Here is a 20,137-nt window from a genome sequence, read left to right as displayed (position 1 = left end):
TAATGGACGAGCTTTCCACTATTTCTTGCGATATTTATCGTGGCGTGGTACGTGATGATAAGGATTTTGTTCCTTATTTCCGCAGTGCGACGCCAGAACAAGAGCTATCCAAACTGCCACTTGGCTCTCGCCCTGCAAAACGCAATCCAAATGGTGGCGTGGAAAGTTTACGCGCGATTCCTTGGATTTTTGCCTGGATGCAAAATCGCTTAATGCTCCCCGCTTGGTTAGGCGCAGGTGCCTCTGTCCGTCAGATTATTGAACAAGGCAAAGGCGATATTATTCATGAAATGTGCGAAAACTGGCCGTTCTTTTCAACTCGAATCGGTATGTTGGAAATGGTCTTTAGTAAATCGGATACCTGGCTTTCCCAACAATATGATCAACGATTAGTGAAAAAAGAGCTTTGGTATTTAGGCGAAAATTTACGTAAGCAACTTGAAGATGATATTCAAACCGTCCTTTCACTTTCTCACCAAAGTAAATTGATGTCTGATTTACCTTGGATTGCAGATTCAATCGCATTGCGTAATATCTACACAGATCCACTCAATCTACTGCAAGTGGAATTGCTTCACCGTTTCCGTGAAAATCCAGAGCAAGTCAATCCCGATGTGGAACAAGCATTGATGATTACCATCACAGGTATCGCGGCTGGGATGCGCAATACAGGCTAGAAAGATGAAAAAAGTGCGGAAAATTTTCCGCACTTTTTTATTCAAATCGATCACTTAATAAAAATTGTAAAACCGCATCCATTCTCAAATGAGGAATGCTCTCCCCTTGTCCTAAAGGCTGAGGTTCAAAACTATCGAAATCAAAGTGCGGTTGTTTTTGCCAGAATTCTGTTCTAGGTAATTTACTCGGCACCGTTCCTGGGTAAAGCGTAATCGGTTGTTTATCAATAGAACGAATCCCTTGAATTGCTTTTATTTCTTTTCCTTGCTGATTCACAATCACTTGCTTTGTGGTACGAACTGCCGCAATGGCGGTATATTCCGTATCAATTCCTTCAAATTCTACATGGCGACCGCCCTCTTGCACAATTTGGCGCATTAAACTCACTAAATTAGGAATTTGATCACGAGTAATATGATCGGCTTTAGTGGCAACAAACATTAATCGATCAATTCGCGGAGAAAACAAACGATGAAGAAAATTTCTGCTTCCATAATGGAAATTATTAAATAACTGATTTAAGCCCATTTGCATATCTAAAAAGGCTTGCTGACTGTGATTTAAAGGCGTTAAACAATCAGCCAAAATAACTTGACGATCAAAGGTAGAAAAATAATTTTCGTAAAAACCTTTCACAATTTTATTGCGATAATAATCATAACGTTTTGTCAGCACGGCAAAATAGCTATTCGATTTGGCAGTTTTTTTCAAGGTTTGCCAATGTTCTTCTGAAAGATGAATTAATGGGAAAAATTGTAATGCGGGCGCCCCCTCTAAGTCACTCGGTAACACAAATCGCCCAGGCTGAATAAATTGCATGCCTTGCGTTTTACATTGATGTAAATAATCCGTATAACTTTTCGCTATCTTAGCTAAAACATCTTCATTTGCGACCGCACTTAAATCTAAATCCTGCAACATGGAAAGCCAATTCTGCGCCAATTCTTCTCTAACGCCAGTTGTGACCTTGATTTGCTCTTGTGACCATTGTTGAAAATCTAGATTTAATAACGGCAAATCGAGCAGCCATTCACCCGGATAATCAAAAATATCCAGATAAAGCGTGCCACGTTCTTTCAAATGACGTAGCAAGCCAGATTGACGTTGAAAACGAATTGCTAAACGTGTTTCACTCACACCACGAGTAGACTGAAACCATTGAGGCGGATTTTGTGATAAATCATTTAAATTACTTTCATAATCAAAACGTGGCACGCTGAGATCTTGTTGGGATACTCGTTTCACCGCCAAGATCGCACCATTTCTAGCCGCTTCAAATAGTGGCAAATGCTGTGATGAATTTTGATTAATGGAGAGAAGTTGATTGATTAAACTTGTAATAAACGCCGTTTTTCCACTCCGACTTAACCCTGTTACCGCCAAGCGCAAAGTGCGGTCAAAACCACGATTAATGATTTGATTGATTTCGTTTTGAACCCTATTAAACATTCAATATCCTAGCCATTTTTACTAATATGCCTTACAATTTGGCACATAATTTATCACAATGCATTTGTTATGTTACGCAAAAATCTTACGTTTTTCTGTTTTCTATTTGGTATTGGCTTGAACTCTCAACTTCAAGCGGCTCCGCGCGTACCAGAACACCTAACAGAAAACGGACTAACTTATTGTACTAATGCCTCTGGATTTTCTTTTAATCCACAAACTGCTGACGCTGGCACAAGTATGAATGTCGTCACAGAGCAAATTTATAATAAACTTTTTGAAATAAAAAACCATAGTGCAAATGTTACGCCTGTTCTTGCTCAGTCTTATACTATTTCACCTGATGGAAAAGAAATATTAATCAATTTGCGTCGTGGTGTTAAATTTCACCAAACGCCATGGTTTACCCCAACACGCGATTTTAATGCGGAAGATGTGGTATTTTCAATTAATCGTGTGTTGGGTCATGATACTTACTTGCCAACCTTATCGGAAACCGCAATTACCTATAAAAACCCACAATATAAAGTGTTTCACGAGCAAGCAAGAAAAGTTCGCTTTCCTTATTTTGATAGCATTAAACTTAATGAAAAAATCAAATCAGTGACCGCACTTTCACCTTACCAAGTGAAAATTGAATTGTTTGAGCCTGATTCATCGATCTTGTCGCATCTTGCCAGCCAATATGCCATTATTTTTTCACAAGAATATGCCTATCAATTAAGCGCAGATGATAATCTCACTCAATTAGATACTCACCCCGTGGGCACCGGGCCTTATCAAGTAAAGGATTATGTGTATAACCAATATGTTCGCTTAGTCCGTAACGAAAACTATTGGAAAAAAGAAGCAAAAATTCAAAATATTATCGTGGATTTATCTACTGATAGAAATGGGCGACTCGTCAAATTTTTCAATAATGAATGTCAAATAGCCTCTTATCCTGAAGTGAGCCAAATTGGCTTATTAAAGAGCGATGATAAGCACTACTATATGCAATCAACTGACGGAATGAATTTGGCATATCTTGCCTTCAATTTTGAAAAACCATTGATGCAGGATCGCACTATTCGAGAAGCTATCTCACAAAGTTTGAACCGCGCACGTATTATTCACAACATCTATCACAATACTGCGACAGTGGCAAATAACATTATTCCTGAAATATCTTGGGCTTCTAGCGTAAACACGCCAGAATTTGACTTTGATTACAGTCCAAAAGTCGCGAAGAAAAAATTAGAAAATAAACATCTTTCGCTCAATTTATGGGTGATTAATGAAGAACAAATGTATAACCCAGCCCCTTTTAAAATGGCGGAAATGATTAAATCCGATCTGGATCAAGTCGGCGTGAAAGTAAAAGTGCGGACAGTAACACGCACATTTTTGAGTGAGCAACTTCGCAATAAATCAGAAAATTACGATTTAATTTTAGCAGGATGGTTAGCTGGAAATCTTGATCCTGACGGATTTATGCGCCCTATTTTGAGCTGTAATACGCAAAATGAAATCACAAATTTATCTAACTGGTGTAACGAAGAATTTAATAATTTAATGGATCGCGCGATTGCCACCTCTAATTTATCTGAACGAGCGCGTGCTTATAATGACGCTCAAGAACTGATTCTACATGAATTACCGATTATCCCTATCGCGAATGTAAAACGCATTTTGGTGGCAAATAGCCGAGTAAAAGGCGTGGAAATGACACCTTTTGGTAGTCTTAACTTTTCTGACTTACGCTTACACAAGGAGAAACCCTAATGTTGTGGTCTGTTATTCGCCATACCCTTTGGGTAACCTTGCTCTTGCTCGTGTTATCTTTGCTAAGTTTCGTGATTTTATTGCGAGATCCGCTTAATGCTGATCTCGTCACTCACAATATTTACACCAGTTATTTTAATTATTTAAGCACTTTATTACATGGTGATTTTGGCATTACTTATAACGGTGGGAAATCGCTGATAGATCTAATTCTAACGGTGCTTCCACCCACATTAGAGCTTTGTTTTACCGCACTTTTATTGGCATTCATTCTCGGCGTGCCGCTTGGCATTATAAGTGCGGTAAATTCTCAGCATATTTTTGCAAAGAGCTTAAAAAGTTTATCTTATGTTGGTTTGTCGATCCCAATATTTTGGCTCGCACCGATTTTGCTTTATGTCGCAGCGGTAAATCATTGGGAAATTGCCTCTATTGGGCAATACAATTTACTCTATGAAATAAAACCGATTACTGGTTTCCCTGTCATTGATGTTTGGTTTATGAATGTGCCTTATCGCACCAAAATTGTACAAAATGTTTTGCAACATTTAGCCTTACCGACACTAGTGCTTTGCATTTTGCCAACAATGGAAATTATCCGAATTATTCAACAACGAGCAGAATATGTTTTGAACCAAAATTTTGCCAAAGTTGCCACAACACGGGGTTGGTCAAAATGGAAAATTCTCCATCAATATGTATTCCGTAATACGTTTCCTTTGCTTGTTCCACAAGTACCCCGCGTGTTTACCCTAGTATTAACTCAATGTATGTTGGTAGAAACTGCTTTGGGCTGGCCAGGAATTGGACGCTGGCTCATCGATGCCGTAACACAACAAGATTACAATAGCATTTCTGCGGGTGTAGTTGTCATTGGCGTTTGCATTATTTTGATCGACACATTCATTAAAGCACTTACTTTCGTGCTCGATCCATTTAAAAAGAAAGGTTGGTATGCAAGATAAAGAACCTGAAGAATTTCGAGAAAATACCTCAATATTCCAAATATGGCTACTATTTCGCAAAAATACCGTTGCGTTGTTCAGCTTTTATTTATTAACGTTGTTAATTCTAACCGCACTTTTCAGCGGTTGGATCGCACCTTATGCTCATAATATGCAGTTTGTCGGGCAAGAATTAATGCCACCATCTTGGGGCGAAAAAGGTCAAATTGCCTTTTTCTTTGGTACTGATGATTTAGGCCGTGATGTACTAAGCCGACTAATTATGGGCACAAGTTACACTATTGGGTCATCATTGCTAGTCGTACTTGCAGTTGCCTTAATTGGTGGAACCTTAGGCATTGTTGCGGGTATGTTGAAAGGCTTAAAAGCGCGTTTTGTCGGCCATATTTTCGATGCCTTTTTATCGCTCCCTATTTTGCTCATTGCCATCGTGATTTCCACTTTGATGGAACCTAGTTTATTGAATGCAATGTTCGCAACACTTTTAGCCATATTGCCGTATTTCATCCACGCAATTTATCGTGCGATTCAACAAGAATTGAAAAAAGATTACGTACTCATGTTAAAACTTGAAGGCATTTCTAACTGGGAATTATTAAAAAGTACCATTTTGCCTAATATCACCGTAATCTATGTTCAAGAAATTGCACGCGCATTTGTTGTCGCCATATTGGATATTAGCGCCTTGAGTTTTATTTCCCTTGGCGCACAGCGACCAACCCCAGAATGGGGCGCAATGATTCGAGATTCTTTAGAACTACTCTATCTTGCACCTTGGACAGTATTACTCCCAGGCTTTGCAATTATTTTTACTATTTTATTAAGCATTATTTTTAGCAATGGCTTAACTAAAGCTATCAACCAATATTACGAATAATTTATGGCACTACTAGACATCCGTAACCTAAATATCGAAATACAAACCTCAAACGGCCTCGTTAAGATTGTGGACGGCGTAAACTTATCGATTAATGAAGGGGAAATTTGTGGGCTTGTTGGCGAATCAGGTTCTGGTAAAAGTTTAATCGCTAAAGTAATTTGTAATGCCATCAAAGAAAACTGGATTATTACCGCAGATCGCTTTCGCTTTCATGATGTAGAGCTACTAAAACTTAGTCCCAATAAACGCCGCAAATTGGTGGGGAAAGAAATATCCATGATTTTCCAAGATCCTCTTTCTTGTCTTGATCCAAGCCGGAAAATAGGTAAACAATTAATCCAAAATATCCCCAATTGGACATTTAAAGGCAAATGGTGGCAATGGTTTGGTTGGAAAAAACGCCGTGCCATTGAATTATTGCATCGTGTAGGGATAAAAGAACACAAAGACATTATGGCAAGCTATCCTAATGAATTAACGGAAGGCGAAGGACAAAAAGTCATGATTGCTATCGCAGTGGCAAATCAACCCCGCTTGCTCATTGCCGATGAACCGACTAATGCATTAGAAGCGACAACAGCATTACAGGTATTTCGATTACTTTCTAGTATGAACCAAAACCAAGGCACAACCGTTTTATTGGCTAGCAATGACATCAGAAGTATTAGTGAATGGTGCGATCAGATTTCTGTACTCTATTGCGGGCAAAATACGGAATCAGGTCCAACGCAAATGTTGCTTGAAAGTCCTCATCATCCTTACACGCAAGCGTTAATTAATGCCGTGCCTGATTTTACGCAGCCCTTAGGATTTAAAAGCAAACTAAGCACCTTAGAAGGTACCGTGCCAATTTTAGAACAAATGCCTATTGGTTGCCGTCTTGGTCCTCGTTGTCCTTTTGCACAGAAAAAATGTATTGAAAAACCAACCCGATTCAAAATAAAACAACATGAATTTTCTTGCCATTATCCAATTAATTTACGCGAGAAAACATTCAAAGAAAAAGCAATGAGCGCACCATTAACACTTGCAAGCAAAGGAAATGAATAATGCCGTTATTACAAGTAGAAGATTTGACTAAAACCTTCAAAGGCCGCAAGCGTTTATTTGGTACGAGTGACTTTAATGCGGTAGAAAACGTGAGTTTTTCTCTTGAACGTCAACAAACTTTGGCGATTATCGGCAAAAATGGTTCTGGGAAATCAACGTTAGTAAAAATGATCGCGGGCATTACACAGCCCACTTCTGGCAGAATTTTATTTAACGATCATGAATTGCAATTCGAGGATTTTCAATACCGCGCGCAACATATTCGAATGGTGTTCCAGGATGCGAATTCAGCGTTTAATCCTCGACTAAACATCGGTGAAGCATTAGATGCCCCGCTACGTTTAGCAACCGATTGGGATGAAGAACGTCGCAATCAGAAAATCTTTGAAACACTATTACTTGTAGGACTTTATCCTGATTACACAAATCTAAAAATTAAAAATCTTTCGATCAGCCAAAAACAACGTGTCGCTCTGGCTCGTGCCCTAATTTTAGAACCTGAAATAATTATTATAGATGATGCGCTTGGCAATCTAGATGCCTCGGTGCGCATTCAATTACTAAATTTAACGCTTGATCTGCAGCAATGTTTAGGTATCTCTTACATTTATGTAGGGCAAGACCTCGGCGTGATTAAACATATTGCAGACACAGTCATTGTGATGGATAAAGGGAAAATGATAAAGAGCGGTAAGCCTAAAACGCTATTTACCGATCCACAAACAGATGTAACTGGCCGTTTAGTGGAAAGTTATTTTGGAAAAATTTTGGATGAAAGTGCCTGGGTAAAGGAAACTCATACTAACTAAGGAAAGAAAAAATGAACACTCGTCCCCTTTATTTCGGACTTATATTTATCGCGATTATCACTGTACTTGCTAGCTACTTAGGGAGTACCGACCTTTCTCATCACTATCATATCAGTGCCTTAATTATTGCCATCTTGCTGGGAATGGTAATCGGAAATACCATTTACCCGCAATTTTCTGCACAAGTGGAAAAAGGTGTATTATTTGCGAAAGGTCCTCTTCTTCGCACTGGCATTGTGCTGTATGGTTTTCGTCTCACTTTTGGCGATATCGCCGATGTTGGCTTAAATGCTGTCATCACTGATGCAATCATGCTGATTTCAACCTTTTTTCTTACCGCACTTTTGGGCATTCGTTATCTAAAAATGGATAAGCAACTGGTTTATCTCACTGGGGCTGGATGTAGTATTTGTGGTGCAGCAGCTGTCATGGCAGCAGAGCCTGTTACCAAAGCAGAATCTCATAAAGTTTCAGTGGCGATTGCCGTAGTGGTCATTTTCGGGACGCTTTCTATTTTTACTTATCCATTTTTCTACACTTGGTCACAACATTTAATTAACGCTCATCAATTCGGTATTTATGTTGGCTCTAGCGTACATGAAGTGGCTCAAGTTTATGCCATCGGGGGAAATATAGATCCTATCGTGGCGAATACAGCCGTCATTACCAAAATGATCCGAGTTATGATGCTTGCACCATTTTTATTAATGCTTTCTTGGTTATTAACACGTAGTAATGGAGTATCAGAAAATACATCACACAAAATTACAATTCCTTGGTTTGCTGTACTTTTTATCGGCGTTGCCATTTTTAATTCTTTTGATTTATTACCAAAAGAACTTGTGAAATTATTAGTCGAAATCGATTCTTTCTTATTAATTTCAGCGATGGCTGCGCTTGGCTTAACTACGCAAGTAAGTGCAATCAAGAAAGCAGGATTAAAACCTCTGATTTTAGGGATACTGATTTATTTATGGCTAGTGGTTGGTGGATTTTTATTGAACTATGGAATATCAAAATTAATATAAAATTCACTTAGGATTGACCGCACTTTTAAAGTGCGGTCTTTTTTTATGAAGAATATTTTCAGATATAGTTATTTAAGACATGAAATTACGCTTTATTTCAAAGTACGATTTAATAAACCATCCTCTAAAAATAAAGGACCAATTGGGCGTTTAGGAATATCAAACTTTTGTGGATAAATCACATCAACCAAATACAATCCATCGGGTTTTGCTGTTGGTGCGGCAAGCTGACGATTTTTCTGCTCAAGTAGCCATTGCATCCATTCAATCGACTGATTTCCAGCGCCGACCTCAATCAAACTTCCCACAATATTGCGCACCATATGATGCACAAAAGCATTTGCTTGAATATCAACAATAATATATTTTCCGATACGAGACACATTCAAATGATGCACATTACGCCAAGGGGTATGAGACTGACATTGTGCAGCGCGGAAAGAGGAAAAATCATGCTCCCCTAATAAACATTGCCCAGCCTGATGCATTTTTTCGGCATCTAAATCTAAATGGCAATGAGTCATTCCTCCCGCTAAAATCGCAGAGCGTAATTTATTACAATAAAGAATATAGCGATAACGGCGTGCTGTTGCAGAAAATCTAGCATGAAATTCATCATCGACTTGTTTTGCCCAAGTCACCGCAATGTCATCAGGTAAATGAGCATTCGTACCAAAAGCCCAAGCCTTATCTGGACGAACCGAATTCGTTTCAAAATGAACAACCTGCCCCGTTCCACTCACACCAGAATCTGTTCTGCCAGCACAAAATATGTCAATTTTTTCATTCGCAATACAAGAAAGCGCCTTTTCTAATTCTTCTTGAACACTGCGGACTTTTTCTTGTCTCTGCCAACCATAATAATTTTGCCCGTTATACTCAATGCCTAATGCGATTTTCATTTTTTACCTTTTGGCTTAATAAAGTGCGGTTATGGTAGCTCAAGTTTATTTGGAGCGCAAATTCACAAAATCGCTCCAGAATTTATTAACAAATAAGTGATAGCTTCCAAAAATTACAGCAATAAATGTGACATTTTTGTGATAAAGATCTCATTCTGATAATCTATCATTAGAGTTTACACTCCAAATTCCCTATAATTAACCAACGTATTATGAAAAACTAAAAGGAAAATTATGAAAACATTGAGTGAATTTATCGTTGAACGCCAAGCAGAATACCCAAATGCAAAAGGGGAATTGAGTGGTATTTTGTCGTCAATTCGTCTTTTAGCGAAAATTATTCACCGAGATATTAATAAAGCAGGCTTAACAAATATTCTTGGCCAATCTGGTGTTGAAAACGTACAAGGCGAAAGTCAAATGAAACTTGATTTATTCGCCCATAACACGATGAAAGCGGCATTAATGGCGCGTGAAGAAGTGGCTGGATTTGCATCTGAAGAAGAAGAAAGTTTTATCGCATTTGATACAGAACGTGGACGCAATGCAAAATACATTATTTTAACTGATCCCCTTGATGGTTCTTCAAATATTGATGTAAACGTATCCGTCGGTACGATTTTCTCTATTTACCGTCGCGTATCTCCAATTGGCACACCAGTCACCTTAGAAGATTTCTTACAACCAGGGAATAAACAAGTTGCCGCAGGTTATATTGTTTACGGTTCATCAACTATGTTGGTATATACCACTGGTAATGGGGTTAACGGTTTTACTTATGATCCATCAATCGGTACATTCTGTCTGTCACACGAAAATATGCAAATGCCAAAAACTGGCCGCATTTATTCCATTAATGAAGGGCAATACCTCAAATTCCCACAAGGTGTGAAAAAATATATTAAATATTGCCAAGAAGAAGATAAAGCGACTCATCGTCCTTACGCCTCTCGCTATATTGGTTCACTTGTAGCAGACTTCCACCGCAACTTATTAAAAGGCGGCATTTATATTTACCCAAGTGCAACCAACTATCCAAATGGAAAACTCCGTTTATTATATGAAGGCAATCCAATTGCATTTTTAGCGGAGCAAGCGGGCGGTGTCGCAACGGATGGTTATCGTCGAATTTTAGATATCGAACCAACCGCACTTCATGAACGTGTTCCATTATTTGTTGGTTCAGAGGATATGGTGAAAAAAGCGCAAGAAATGATGGAAGAATTTAAAGAATAATAAAAATCTCCTTAATTAAAAGAGGAGATTTTTATCAATAAACTGATCAAAAAAACCGAACTTAGTGTTCGGTTTTCTTTTTCATTACATGATACGGCGCGATTGAGTATAAGTTCTAGCCCAGTATTCTTCATCAAGGGAACTTATCGTCACACCTTGCCCTGTGCTAGCATGCATAAATTGGTTGTTACCAATATAAACACCGACATGGTTATTTTTACGGAAGAAAACTAAATCGCCTTTTTTCAACTCTGATTTACTAATTTGTTTACCTAAATAACGCTGTTCAGCAGTAGAACGAGGCAATTCAATACCAAATGCTTCAGAAAAAGTTGTTTGCATAAATGCAGAACAATCAATACCACGTTTGGTTGTACCGCCCATACGATAAGCGGTTCCCACCCATTCATTATACACACCAGCTAAAGCCTTATCCCCCATTAAAGCTGATGAACGGTTTGTTCTCACTTTATGGAAAATCCCTGAACGATTACCTTTTTCTAAACTACTAATCAAACCCGTTAATTGAGCATCATCACTTTCAGAAATAGCCTGATGATTTGCCGTTCGTAGGCCATTAGAACAAGCGGTTGCGAGTGTCGCTAAACCAATAATAACTAAAATTCTTTTTAACATAATTTAAAATAATTAAAAGATATAAAATAAAGTTCTGCCCGAGACTATCAAAATTTGAATAAGATTGCCAGTAAAAATCCAATTCTAATTGGATTTTTGTGATCTTTTGCACAATTTCGGTTTAATTTGTACCACCAACGGTAATTTCATCAATTTTTAGTGCGGGCTGTCCAACACCGACTGGCACACTTTGCCCCTCTTTACCACAAACCCCGATACCTAAATCGAGTTCTGATTTATCTGCAACCATAGAAATCTTTTGCATAACCTCAATACCACTGCCAATTAAGGTTGCGCCCCTAACTGGTTTCGTGATTTTTCCTTTTTCAATTAAATAAGCTTCTGAAGTGGAAAATACAAATTTACCAGACGTAATATCCACTTGCCCGCCACCAAAGTGCGGTGCATAAATCCCCTGTTCTACAGAAGCAATCAAATCATCAAACTGACTTTGTCCAGCAAGCATATAGGTGTTAGTCATTCTAGGCATTGGTAAATGGGCGTAAGACTCACGTCGGCCATTCCCTGTCGGTGCGGCTCCCATCAAACGAGCATTCATTTTATCTTGCATGTAACCTTGCAAGATCCCATCTTTGATGAGTACATTGCATTGGCTTGGCACACCTTCATCATCAATAGTTAATGAACCTCGACGATTCTCAATCGTGCCATCATCCACGATCGTACATAACGGTGAAGTCACTTGTTCACCAATCTTGCCTGTGAAAAGTGAACTTTCTTTACGATTAAAATCTCCTTCTAAACCATGCCCTACCGCCTCATGTAACAGCACACCTGGCCAACCAGCACCTAATACAACAGGCATTAATCCTGCTGGTGCTGCAACTGCACTAAGGTTTACTAAGGCTTGACGAACCGCTTCTTTAGCAAATCCTACTGCTCTAATATCGCCATCAACAACTTCAAAGAACCAATCTAAAGCAAAACGCCCACCAGAACCACAACTGCCTCGTTCACGTTTGCTATCTTCCTCTACTAACACAGAAATAGATAAGCGAACTAAAGGACGAATATCTGCAGCTAGCGTACCATCCGTCGCCATGACTAATATTTCTTCATAAACAGAACTAAGACTTGCTGATACGCGGGTTACGCGATGGTCTTCCGCGCGTGCTGTACGATCAACTAAATGTAATAGCTCAATTTTTTTCTCTTTAGTCAAACTTTCCAAAGGATTAATCGCTGCATAACGAGCAATAGGATTTACAACATTAAAAGCGGATGGGGAAATCAAATTCCCCTGTTTGACTTGCGCAATTCCCTTTACCGCCTCCGCACATTGCTGCAAAGAAGCAAGATTAATTTGATCGGCATAAGCAAAGCCTGTTTTCTCACCAGAAACTGCCCGCACGCCAACACCACGATCAATATGAAAACCGCCTTCTTTTATAATGCCATCTTCCAATACCCAACTTTCATCTTGGCTAAGTTGAAAATACAGATCAGCATAATCAATATTGCGATGCGACATCATATCGAAAATATTGAGCAATGCTTTAGTTGAAAGATTACTTGGTGTCAGTAATGTATTTGAAACTTGGTTTAACATATTTTTTCCAGTCTAAAAGTAAATATATTGTAAGAGCTTGTGTCCGTTTAGTGCAACAGCACAGATTAAAATCGGATGAATAAAGTGCGGTTAATTTTGAGGTTATTTTTCCAAATGCGCTAATCCAAATTGATACAAAGCATTCTTCTTATAACCATACAACTCAGCAACAATAGCAGCCGCTTTTTTTAGCGGTAATTCTTCTGCAATTAATTCAAGTGCCTTCACCGCTTGTGGAGAAATTTCATCGTTATTGTCAGACTTTGGTTTGCCTTCAACAATCAAAACCATCTCGCCTTTTGTACGATTGGGATCTTCTAAAAGCCATTCCCGTAAATTTTTAATCGTATTACCCGTAATCGTTTCCCAAGTTTTAGTAATTTCGCGGGCTAACACAATATATCGTTCTTCCCCCAGCACCGATTGCATATCTTCTAGCGTATCTAAAATCCGGTGAGTGGATTCATAAAAAATCAAAGTGCGGTCTTCTTCTGCGATATTTTCTAATTTATCTTTGCGGGCTTTACTTTTCGCAGGTAAAAAACCTTCAAAACAAAATCTATCAGAAGCAATCCCCGATGCGCAAAGTGCGGTAATTGCCGCACATGCCCCTGGTAAAGGAACAATACGAATGCCTGCTTCACGGCATTGGCGTACTAAATGAAAACCAGGATCACTAATTAATGGCGTCCCCGCATCAGAAATCAAAGCAATATGACTACCTTGCTTGAGTTTTTCCACCAAAATATGCGCTTTTTCTTGTTCATTGTGATCATGCAAAGCAAAAAAGGGCTTTTTGATACCATAATGGCTTAATAAAAGGCCACTATGACGAGTATCTTCTGCTGCAATTAAATCCACTTGAGTAAAAGTATCTAAAGCACGCTGGGTAATATCCTGTAAATTGCCAATCGGTGTGGCAACAATATATAAAATTCCGGTTAAATCAGTCATTTTTGTTTGCTTTTAAGTTATGAGATAAGTAAGATCTGCCACAACTATTGTCTGTTCATGATGGAGCGAGAATGTCTATTCTATTACAAGGCGGACGTTTTAAAAAACGTTTAATGCCAATTTTATTGTCAATGGCCTTAGCTGGCTGTTCAAATCTACTTGGCAGCAGTTTTACGCAAACTTTACAACAAGATGCGAATGCAAGTTCTGAATTTTATATGAATAAATTAGGACAAGCACAAGAACTTGAAGATCAACAAACCTATAAATTGCTCGCAGCTCGCGTGTTAATAAGCGAAAATAAAGTTGAACAATCAGAAGCTTTATTAAGTGAGTTAGGTGAATTAAATGATGAGCAAAAATTAGATCGTGCATTAATTGAAGCGAGAATTTCTGCTGCAAAAAATGTCAATGACATCGCTCAAAATCAATTACGTGCATTGGATTTAAATAAATTAAGTCCGTCACAAAAATCTCGTTATTACGAAACCTTAGCTATTATTGCAGAAAACCGTAAAGACATCATTGAAGCCGTAAAAGCGCGGGTAAAAATTGATGAGAATTTAACAGATATACAACGTCGTCAAGATAACGTTGATAAAACTTGGGCATTGTTACGTTCAGCAAATACTGGTGTAATCAATAATGCTTCAGATGAAGGCAACGCGGCTTTAGGCGGTTGGTTAAACTTAATCAAAACCTACAATGATTATATTCGTCAGCCTGTACAATTAAGCCAAGCATTACAAAGTTGGAAAAATGCTTATCCAAATCATGCAGCCGCAACGTTATTCCCAAAAGAATTGCTTACATTGCTTAATTTCCAACAAACGAATGTGTCACAAATTGGTTTACTATTGCCATTAAGTGGTGACGGACAAATTCTTGGTACAACCATTCAATCGGGTTTCAACGACGCGAAAGGTAACTCAACCATTCCAGTGCAAGTATTTGATACCTCAATGAATTCTGTACAAGATATCATTGCACAAGCAAAACAAGCGGGGATTAAAACCTTAGTGGGTCCATTACTAAAACAAAATCTTGATGTGATTTTAGCGGATCCTGCACAAATTCAAGGTATGGATGTGCTTACATTAAATGCCACGCCAAATTCTCGTGCAATTGGTCAACTTTGCTATTATGGACTTTCACCAGAAGATGAAGCAGAGTCAGCAGCCAATAAAATGTGGAACGATGGAATTCGTAGTCCACTGGTTGCCATGCCGCAAAATGATTTAGGGCAACGCGTAGGTAATGCCTTTAATGTACGTTGGCAACAATTAGCGGGCACAGATGCGAATATTCGTTACTATAATTTACCGGCGGATGTCACTTATTTCCTTCAAGAAAATGGTTCAAATTCAACCGCACTTTACGTGGTCGCCAATCCAGATGAGTTAGTTGAAATGAAAGGCTATTTAACGAATAGCGCACCAAATTTACGTATTTATGCAAGCTCACGCTCAAGCTCCAATGCTGCAAGCAACAACCCTGAGTTTGTCGCTCAAATGAATGGTGTTCAATTTAGTGATATTCCATTTTTTAAAGAAACCAATTCACCACAATATCAAAAACTCGCCAAAACAACTGGCGGTGAATATCAATTAATGCGTTTATACGCAATGGGTGCGGATGCTTGGTTACTCATCAATCAATTTAATGAATTGCGCCAAGTGCCAGGATATCGCTTAAGTGGTTTAACTGGTGTTTTAAGTGCAGGTACAAATTGTAATGTTGAACGTGATATGACTTGGTATCAATATCAAGATGGTGCAATTGTACCGGTCGCAAACTAATGTTTTCTTTAAAACGTCAACAAGGGGCGAGCTTTGAGCATCAAGCTCGCCTTTTTTTAGAATCAAAAGGCTTAAAATTTATTGCGGCTAATCAAAATTTCAAATGTGGTGAACTTGATCTTATTATGAGTGACAAAGGAACCATCGTTTTTGTTGAAGTTCGCCAACGTTCTAATCATGCCTTTGGCTCGGCAATAGAAAGTGTAGATTGGCAAAAACAACAAAAATGGTTGGATGCTGCAAATTTATGGCTAATGAAACAAAATATGAGTTTAGAAGATGCCGATTGTCGTTTTGATTTAATCGCCTTTGGCAAAACGCCCCAAGATATTCAATGGATTCCTAATTTTCTCGATTAATGGCTTTTTATGATGTTACAAAAAGTAAAAGATATTTATAGCGAAAGTATTCAAATTCAAATTGCTGCGTCTAGCATGCTTTCGGAAAATATTGCTAACGCTACCCAAATGGTGATGCAATGTTTGCTAGGCGGCAATAAAGTGATCGCTTGTGGCGTCTCGCGTTCTTATGCCAATGCACAGTTTCTCGTATCTAACTTGCTTAATCGATATGATTTAGCAAGACCGAGTTTTCCCTCTGTGCTCTTAAGTTTAGAAAGTGCGGTGGGTTCTTCTCTTGTTTTTGAACACTCGCCTGAGGAATTGTATTGTCACCAATTTAATGCCGTTGCCAAACCAGGTGACTTACTTATCGCTTTTGCGCCTTTGGGAACAGAGAAGATCGTACTAAACATTATTTCTCATGCAGTAAATAAAGAAGTTAATGTCATTGCACTAACTGGCTCTAGTAACGATGCAATTCAAGGAATTTTAGCCGATAGTGATTTAGAAATATCGATTCCAGCAACGAAAGAAAGTCGAGTCTTAGAAAACCATCTTTTTGTTATCAATGCCCTTTGTGAATTAGTTGACCACACCTTGTTCCCAAGTGCTTGACAGCAAAATAAATCAATTTCAAACTAGCGGTAATTTAATCTCAAAAGGAGTTAATTATGACATTATCCCCGTTAAAAAAACTGGCTATCGTGCTTAGCACAACATTCTTTTTACAAGGCTGTATCGTTGCCGCTCTTGGTGGTGGCGCCGCAGCAGCTAAAGTTGGTACCGATCCTCGAACAGCTGGCACACAAGTTGATGACGAAACACTCGAATTCAAAGTCGAAAATGCCGTTGAAAAAGATGCTCAAATCAAAACTGAAGGTCGTGTAAATGCAGTGTCTTACAATGGTCGAGTACTTTTAATCGGTCAAGTTCCCAATAGTGGCGTAAGAGAAACAGCCGCAGATCTTGCAAAAGGCGTTGAAGGTGTCAATGATATTTATAACGAACTGACTATTGGCCCGAAAATCTCTTTTGCACAAATTAGCAAAGACAGTTGGATTACCACTCAGGTCAAATCAAAAATGTTAGTCGATGGTCGAGTTAAAGCGACAGATGTAAAAGTTATTAGCGAAAATGGAGAAGTTTTCCTACTCGGTACAGTGACTCACGCTCAAGCTGATGCAGCTGCAGATATTGCGAGCAAAATCAGTGGCGTGAAAAAAGTAATTAAAGTTTTCAAATATCTAAATTAAATAGCACACCAAACTAGACCACGTTGTAACTAAAATTTTGTATAAACGTCGATTTCAATTAACAGGTGATCGTTTAGTCGATCACCAGATTAATAATAAACAATAATTCACCATATATTTTAAATATTATCTCAATAAAATCTATTTTTCCTCATATAATCGAAGTAATTATATACATCAAAAAAGAATTCACTATTGAAAAATAGTGTTTTTATAATGTTTGAGGAATAATATTGTATTCATGCTAGGATACAAATCTAAATTTTAGTTATAATGCAAGGTAAAGGGGATATCATTATGCCTTATTCCAATCATAAGGCTTCATAAATCTTTTCAAAATTGTTATCTAATACCCCCCCTAATAAGTAGGGCCAAATTATGTAAATCAAGATTCTTCTAATTTATCTATTAGTAGTTTGAATGTCTCATATTTTTCTCTGAGCATTTTTTTCTCTTTATTTGATAAAAACTCAAAACAATCAACAATATAATTTTTTTGATTTAAAATAAATCTCTTTAATCCATTTAAAAGTTGTGTATTTTTATGTGTCAAAATTTGTTTAATTTTATCAATAGCTATATCCAACAAGTCTTCAGTATTTTCAACTTTTACAAACTCAGTAATCGAGCCTTTACGCTTTGTTCGATAAATATAAAAGTAACTATCATAAATGGTATAAGTTTTTATTTTTTCTGATAAATCGAAACTCCAATATAGATCCTCATGTTTTCTACCTTTTGGAAACATTAACTGGTGTTCTAAAATAAGTTCTCTTAGAACAATTTTCGTCCATGCTGCTGGTCTATAAATGTTCTTTGTAACCAATAGTTCAAAATCACATGAATAATTGAAAGTTAAATCATTTTTATTAATCGGATAATTTTCTACTTCCCCATTGTTAAATAAGAAAGTAGCATCATTAATTATTAAATCAACATTATCTCTCGCTATTTCAGAAAGTTCAGAAAGTACATATTTTCCATTCCAATAATCATCGCCATCTAAAAACATTAAATACTTTCCTCTGGCAATTTGAATACCCGCATTTCTTGCATCAGATAATCCACCATTAGTTTTATGAATAAATATTATATTTTTATATTTCTTCGCATATTTAATACAAATATCAATCGAATTATCTTGTGAACCATCATCTACTAATATTAACTCATAATTTTGATAATCTTGTGAAATCACAGATTCAATACATTGCTCTAAATAGCATTCAACATTATAGATTGGCACAATAATGCTAAATAAAGGATTTTCAAGTTTTTCTTGTAATTTTTCTTGTGGAACTTCTCCCAATAAATAACAAGCCTGTGCGATATTTTTAGGATCGTGAAATTCAGTGAATTGATTAGCAAGCCAATAGGGTTTAGACTCCTGCAAAAATATAGTTAACTTCTTAGCTAAATCTTTACGTATTAAATAAAGAGAACAACAGAAATTATAATTCTGTATATCACTATAAATAATGGCCTCTAGCTCATCACCAACTCTATACAAACGTTGTTCATATAGATCATTATACTTATACTGTTCCTGTGGGAGTGACAATTTGATAATACCATAGGACGGATATTTATTCGCATACCCCAAAGCTAGCTGCTCAAAATCAGCTACCAAATTGATATCACTCTCCGCCACAAGTGCAAAGTCTTCATCGTCTAACAACTCATTTTCAGCCAGACTCTTCCAACATTTTATATGTGAAAGTGTAATAGCAATTTCCTCGCTTGTAACATCTCTATTCAGTTTTTTAAAGGCTTTGTCTACATTAAAAATATCCTCATTTAAACCAAATGCAAGAACTTGTACTGGTTCTAAAACGGGAATAGCTGAAAATAAATGAGAATTTTTTTGAGATAAAAAATTAGATAAATTTTCATTCCTTTGTGCGGAATAAAGTACATAATAGGTTAGTTTTTTCATATTTTTACTGTGAATAAGTAATAAAGATTAAAAATTTAGGGGCTGTACTAGATAACGACTAAAAATCCCATTTAGGTTAGAATAAACCAATGAGAAAAAATCGCTTAAGTCAGCATAAACAAAATAAACTCATTGAACTGTTTGTCGCAGGTGCCACAGCAAGAACAGCCAGTGAATTGGTTAATGTAAACAAAAATACAGCCGCTTATTACTTTCATCGATTACGCTTACTCATCTATCAAACAAGCCTACATTTGGAAATGTTTGAAGGCGAGATTGAAGCCGATGAAAGCTATTTCGGCGGTACTCGAAAAGGCAAACGTGGTCGCGGTGCCGTGGGAAAAGTCGCAGTATTCGGGCTTCTCAAACGAAATGGCAAGGTTTATACCGTCGTTGTAATGCGCAATCAGCGACATTATTGCCAATTATCCGAGAGAACGTTAAGCCTGACAGCATTGTGTATACGGATACCTTTCGTAGTTATGATGTGCTTGATGTCAGTGAATTTAGCCATTTTCGCATCAATAACAGCATGCATTTTGCTGAAAATCACAACCACATAAACGGAATTGAGAATTTTTGGAATCAAGCAAAACGCCATTTACGCAAGTTTAATGGCATTCCCAAAGAGCATTTTGAGCTATATTTAAAGGAATGTAAATGGCGTTTTAACAACAGTGAAATAAAATCTCAAATATCCATTTTAAAACAATTAGTTAAGGGTAGTTTGGTCTGGTTATCTAGTACAGCCCCTAAAATTAAATTTATTACTGAGTAGTATTAACTTTAGTATACCAAAAAAGCAGCCAGACACACTGAAAAAATAATGTGATATCTAAAACTAGTCGACTAAATCTCCTTTATATAAAGGATAAGATATATCAGGC

At 37.5% G+C, this 20,137-nt stretch carries 18 protein-coding genes and 1 pseudogene; 13 read left to right on the top strand and 6 right to left on the bottom strand.

Going from position 1 to position 20,137, the window contains the following annotated elements; genetic code table 11:
- The coding region (locus AAX15_RS03915; RefSeq protein WP_046939226.1) for a phosphoenolpyruvate carboxylase at window positions 1-677 on the top strand (677 nt) is incomplete at its 5' end.
- 37 nt (window positions 678-714) lie between these two features.
- On the opposite strand, the gene AAX15_RS03910 is transcribed toward AAX15_RS03915, so the two are convergent.
- Entirely contained in the window at window positions 715-2,127 is a 1,413-nt protein-coding gene (locus AAX15_RS03910; protein ID WP_046939225.1) for a YcjX family GTP-binding protein, read from the bottom strand.
- 69 nt (window positions 2,128-2,196) lie between these two features.
- Here AAX15_RS03910 and AAX15_RS03905 point away from each other — a divergent pair, with 69 nt between their 5' ends.
- From AAX15_RS03905 to AAX15_RS03880, 6 genes are read left to right on the top strand one after another with little or no spacing between them, the layout of a single operon-like run.
- On the top strand, window positions 2,197-3,891 hold the full coding sequence (locus tag AAX15_RS03905) for an ABC transporter substrate-binding protein (protein ID WP_046939224.1): 1,695 nt from the start codon (window positions 2,197-2,199) through the stop codon (window positions 3,889-3,891).
- Window positions 3,891-4,856 (top strand): ABC transporter permease, encoded by a 966-nt coding sequence (locus AAX15_RS03900; protein ID WP_046939223.1) that lies wholly within the window; start codon window positions 3,891-3,893, stop codon window positions 4,854-4,856. Before AAX15_RS03905 ends, AAX15_RS03900 begins: the two co-directional genes overlap by 1 nt.
- Complete coding sequence (locus AAX15_RS03895; protein ID WP_046939222.1) at window positions 4,846-5,733, top strand: ABC transporter permease subunit; 888 nt, start codon at window positions 4,846-4,848, stop codon at window positions 5,731-5,733. Before AAX15_RS03900 ends, AAX15_RS03895 begins: the two co-directional genes overlap by 11 nt.
- A gap of 3 nt (window positions 5,734-5,736) precedes the next feature.
- A complete protein-coding gene (locus AAX15_RS03890) occupies window positions 5,737-6,786 on the top strand; it encodes a peptide ABC transporter ATP-binding protein (RefSeq protein WP_046939221.1) in 1,050 nt (349 codons plus the stop codon).
- Window positions 6,786-7,595 carry a peptide ABC transporter ATP-binding protein gene (locus AAX15_RS03885; protein ID WP_046939220.1) on the top strand — a complete coding sequence of 270 codons (810 nt, stop codon included), beginning with the start codon at window positions 6,786-6,788 and terminating at the stop codon, window positions 7,593-7,595. The genes AAX15_RS03890 and AAX15_RS03885 overlap by 1 nt, the downstream gene beginning before the upstream one ends.
- 11 nt (window positions 7,596-7,606) lie before the next feature.
- A complete protein-coding gene (locus tag AAX15_RS03880) occupies window positions 7,607-8,623 on the top strand; it encodes a YeiH family protein (RefSeq protein WP_046939219.1) in 1,017 nt (338 codons plus the stop codon).
- A gap of 92 nt (window positions 8,624-8,715) precedes the next feature.
- On the opposite strand, the gene truA is transcribed toward AAX15_RS03880, so the two are convergent.
- Window positions 8,716-9,525 (bottom strand): tRNA pseudouridine(38-40) synthase TruA, encoded by an 810-nt coding sequence (gene truA / locus AAX15_RS03875; RefSeq protein WP_046939218.1) that lies wholly within the window; start codon window positions 9,523-9,525, stop codon window positions 8,716-8,718.
- A 234-nt stretch (window positions 9,526-9,759) separates the two neighbouring features.
- Here truA and fbp point away from each other — a divergent pair, with 234 nt between their 5' ends.
- Entirely contained in the window at window positions 9,760-10,761 is a 1,002-nt protein-coding gene (gene fbp / locus AAX15_RS03870; RefSeq protein ID WP_009501016.1) for a class 1 fructose-bisphosphatase, read from the top strand.
- Between the two features lie 84 nt (window positions 10,762-10,845).
- Here the strand turns inward: fbp and AAX15_RS03865 are convergent, their stop codons facing one another.
- The 3 genes from AAX15_RS03865 to rsmI form a co-directional block, all read right to left on the bottom strand.
- Window positions 10,846-11,397 (bottom strand): NlpC/P60 family protein, encoded by a 552-nt coding sequence (locus AAX15_RS03865; RefSeq protein WP_046939217.1) that lies wholly within the window; start codon window positions 11,395-11,397, stop codon window positions 10,846-10,848.
- A gap of 121 nt (window positions 11,398-11,518) precedes the next feature.
- Window positions 11,519-12,967, bottom strand: a complete 1,449-nt coding sequence (gene tldD / locus AAX15_RS03860) for a metalloprotease TldD (protein ID WP_046939216.1) — start codon at window positions 12,965-12,967, stop codon at window positions 11,519-11,521.
- Window positions 12,968-13,069: 102 nt separating this feature from the next.
- Entirely contained in the window at window positions 13,070-13,921 is an 852-nt protein-coding gene (rsmI, locus tag AAX15_RS03855) for a 16S rRNA (cytidine(1402)-2'-O)-methyltransferase (RefSeq protein ID WP_046939215.1), read from the bottom strand.
- A 71-nt stretch (window positions 13,922-13,992) separates the two neighbouring features.
- Here rsmI and AAX15_RS03850 point away from each other — a divergent pair, with 71 nt between their 5' ends.
- The 4 genes from AAX15_RS03850 to dolP are packed head-to-tail and all read left to right on the top strand — an operon-like array spanning window position 13,993 to window position 17,314.
- Window positions 13,993-15,720 carry a penicillin-binding protein activator gene (locus tag AAX15_RS03850; RefSeq protein WP_046939214.1) on the top strand — a complete coding sequence of 576 codons (1,728 nt, stop codon included), beginning with the start codon at window positions 13,993-13,995 and terminating at the stop codon, window positions 15,718-15,720.
- Window positions 15,720-16,079 (top strand): YraN family protein, encoded by a 360-nt coding sequence (locus tag AAX15_RS03845; protein WP_046939213.1) that lies wholly within the window; start codon window positions 15,720-15,722, stop codon window positions 16,077-16,079. The genes AAX15_RS03850 and AAX15_RS03845 overlap by 1 nt, the downstream gene beginning before the upstream one ends.
- A gap of 12 nt (window positions 16,080-16,091) precedes the next feature.
- Window positions 16,092-16,676, top strand: coding sequence for a D-sedoheptulose-7-phosphate isomerase (locus tag AAX15_RS03840; RefSeq protein ID WP_046939212.1), 585 nt, complete (start codon window positions 16,092-16,094; stop codon window positions 16,674-16,676).
- 56 nt (window positions 16,677-16,732) lie between these two features.
- Entirely contained in the window at window positions 16,733-17,314 is a 582-nt protein-coding gene (gene dolP, locus AAX15_RS03835; RefSeq protein WP_046939211.1) for a division/outer membrane stress-associated lipid-binding lipoprotein, read from the top strand.
- Between the two features lie 385 nt (window positions 17,315-17,699).
- Here the strand turns inward: dolP and AAX15_RS03830 are convergent, their stop codons facing one another.
- Window positions 17,700-19,250: a glycosyltransferase gene (locus AAX15_RS03830; RefSeq protein WP_046939210.1), complete on the bottom strand. Its 1,551-nt coding sequence runs from the start codon at window positions 19,248-19,250 to the stop codon at window positions 17,700-17,702.
- Window positions 19,251-19,510: 260 nt separating this feature from the next.
- On the opposite strand from AAX15_RS03830, the pseudogene AAX15_RS09280 reads away from it, so the two are divergent.
- Window positions 19,511-20,028 (top strand): annotated as a pseudogene (locus tag AAX15_RS09280) (IS1595 family transposase).
- Window positions 20,029-20,137: the final 109 nt, after the last annotated feature.

The sequence above is a fragment of the Haemophilus haemolyticus genome (assembly GCF_001008275.1).
Taxonomy (GTDB): Bacteria; Pseudomonadota; Gammaproteobacteria; order Enterobacterales; family Pasteurellaceae; genus Haemophilus; species Haemophilus haemolyticus_P.
The sequence above is the reverse complement of the archived record's forward strand: the minus strand, read 5'-3'. Positions and strand labels throughout refer to the sequence as shown.

Excerpts from the sequence above, each read along its gene's own strand:
- tldD (WP_046939216.1), bottom strand. The coding sequence starts at position 12,967 with ATGTTAAACCAAGTTTCAAATACATTACTGACACCAAGTAATCTTTCA.
- AAX15_RS03910 (WP_046939225.1), bottom strand. The coding sequence starts at position 2,127 with ATGTTTAATAGGGTTCAAAACGAAATCAATCAAATCATTAATCGTGGT.
- AAX15_RS03840 (WP_046939212.1), top strand. The coding sequence starts at position 16,092 with ATGTTACAAAAAGTAAAAGATATTTATAGCGAAAGTATTCAAATTCAA.
- dolP (WP_046939211.1), top strand. The coding sequence starts at position 16,733 with ATGACATTATCCCCGTTAAAAAAACTGGCTATCGTGCTTAGCACAACA.
- AAX15_RS03865 (WP_046939217.1), bottom strand. The coding sequence starts at position 11,397 with ATGTTAAAAAGAATTTTAGTTATTATTGGTTTAGCGACACTCGCAACC.
- AAX15_RS03905 (WP_046939224.1), top strand. The coding sequence starts at position 2,197 with ATGTTACGCAAAAATCTTACGTTTTTCTGTTTTCTATTTGGTATTGGC.
- AAX15_RS03885 (WP_046939220.1), top strand. The coding sequence starts at position 6,786 with ATGCCGTTATTACAAGTAGAAGATTTGACTAAAACCTTCAAAGGCCGC.
- AAX15_RS03895 (WP_046939222.1), top strand. The coding sequence starts at position 4,846 with ATGCAAGATAAAGAACCTGAAGAATTTCGAGAAAATACCTCAATATTC.
- AAX15_RS03900 (WP_046939223.1), top strand. The coding sequence starts at position 3,891 with ATGTTGTGGTCTGTTATTCGCCATACCCTTTGGGTAACCTTGCTCTTG.
- AAX15_RS03880 (WP_046939219.1), top strand. The coding sequence starts at position 7,607 with ATGAACACTCGTCCCCTTTATTTCGGACTTATATTTATCGCGATTATC.
- AAX15_RS03845 (WP_046939213.1), top strand. The coding sequence starts at position 15,720 with ATGTTTTCTTTAAAACGTCAACAAGGGGCGAGCTTTGAGCATCAAGCT.
- AAX15_RS03850 (WP_046939214.1), top strand. The coding sequence starts at position 13,993 with ATGTCTATTCTATTACAAGGCGGACGTTTTAAAAAACGTTTAATGCCA.
- AAX15_RS03890 (WP_046939221.1), top strand. The coding sequence starts at position 5,737 with ATGGCACTACTAGACATCCGTAACCTAAATATCGAAATACAAACCTCA.
- AAX15_RS03830 (WP_046939210.1), bottom strand. The coding sequence starts at position 19,250 with ATGAAAAAACTAACCTATTATGTACTTTATTCCGCACAAAGGAATGAA.
- rsmI (WP_046939215.1), bottom strand. The coding sequence starts at position 13,921 with ATGACTGATTTAACCGGAATTTTATATATTGTTGCCACACCGATTGGC.
- truA (WP_046939218.1), bottom strand. The coding sequence starts at position 9,525 with ATGAAAATCGCATTAGGCATTGAGTATAACGGGCAAAATTATTATGGT.
- fbp (WP_009501016.1), top strand. The coding sequence starts at position 9,760 with ATGAAAACATTGAGTGAATTTATCGTTGAACGCCAAGCAGAATACCCA.